The following is a 1,418-nucleotide window of genomic DNA, read 5'->3' on the forward strand; positions in this document are numbered from 1 at the left end:
CGCAGGCGTCGTAGCCATAGCGCAGGGTGCCCCAGCCCTGGTGTTCGGCGGTGAGACGGTTTTGGCGGTCGTACTCGTAGGCCAACGCCCAATGGCCGTCGTCGACGCTGAGGAGATTGCCCTGGCGATCGTAGGTATATTCAACGACGCTGTCATCGGGCAGGATTTTTCGTACCAGGCGTCCGGCATGGTCGCGTTCGTAACGAGTGACGAGCTGACTGCCGTCGTCGCCGTGTTCGGTTTTTTCCTGCAGGTGGCCGTTGAGGTCGTAAACGTAAGCGGTGCGCTGCCCATCAAACCCGACTTCCTGTTGGATCAGGCCGTTGGGGTGGTAGTCGAGTTGGTAGGTTTCGCCGACTTCGTTTTCGATTTCGGTGAGCAGTAATCGGGCGTTGTCATAGCGGTACTGGACCTGAGTGCCATCGGCATTCAGGCGGCGGCTGATCAGGTGCAGGCCGTCGGCGTAGTCGTAGCGGGTGACGTGGCCGAGTTCGTCGCGTTCGGCGGTGATTTTTCCGTAGGGGTTGTAGCTGTATTCGCGGGTGGCACCGCCTGGCAGGGTCAGACGAGTCAGTCGACCCACAGCGTCCCACTGATACTGGGTCAGCGCGCCGTGTTCATCTTCGCGCGCCACCTCGCGGCCCAGGTCGTCGTAGCGATAGCGCCTGATGCCGCCATTGGGCAACTGCTCCTCAATCAGTTGCCCGCGCTCATTCCACACCAAGCGATGGCAGCTGTGATCCGGGTACCAGACGCCGGTCAGTTGCCCATGTTTGTTATAGCTGTAGTCGGTAACGTGACCGTCAGGATCGATCTTACGAATGACATCGCCCTGATCGTTACGCTCGTATTTCCAGACCGCCTCACCCCGACGCACCACGCGTACGAACCCGTGGTCATGCTCGTACGTAGTGGGCTCATCTTCCCCAGGAAACAACGCCACTAAGCGTCCGGCTTCGTCGTACTGATAGGCCGTCACCGCGCCCAGCGGGTCTTGTTCGACCGTCAACCGCCCTTGGGCATCGTAGGATTTGAAGTGCTGCGCGCCATCGGGATCGATGCGTTGCACCAATCGCGCACGGTCATCGTGGACATAGATTTCCTGGCTGCCATCGGCGTTGTGCACCGTGACCTGGCCGTCATCGCCCCACACATAGCGCGTGTCCATCTGCGAGAAGCTGGCCCAGTGCCGCACACAGCGCGCCGCCTTGCCGGAGCGTTCCCACGCCCAGAAGAAACTAGCCCCGCCGGCCAGGCCGCGTTCCACAATGACGTGCCGATCGTCGTAGCGGTACACCTCGCTTTCGCCGACGGCATTGGTCGCCGAGACCAGTCGGCCCAGGTCGTCATAGGCGTAGGAAACGACGTTTTGCTCAGTCGTCCAGACATACGGACCACGGCCTTCGGCTCGAACCGTA

Annotated in this window: 1 pseudogene; it reads right to left on the minus strand. The window is 61.2% G+C overall.

Annotation, left to right across the window (positions count from 1 at the left end):
• Positions 1–1,418 (minus strand): annotated as a pseudogene (locus ABX75_RS27970) (RHS repeat protein); the annotation flags it as partial.

Origin of the sequence: Pseudomonas sp. ARP3 (genome assembly GCF_001029595.1) — a bacterium.
Lineage (GTDB): Bacteria > Pseudomonadota > Gammaproteobacteria > Pseudomonadales > Pseudomonadaceae > Aquipseudomonas > Aquipseudomonas rhodesiae.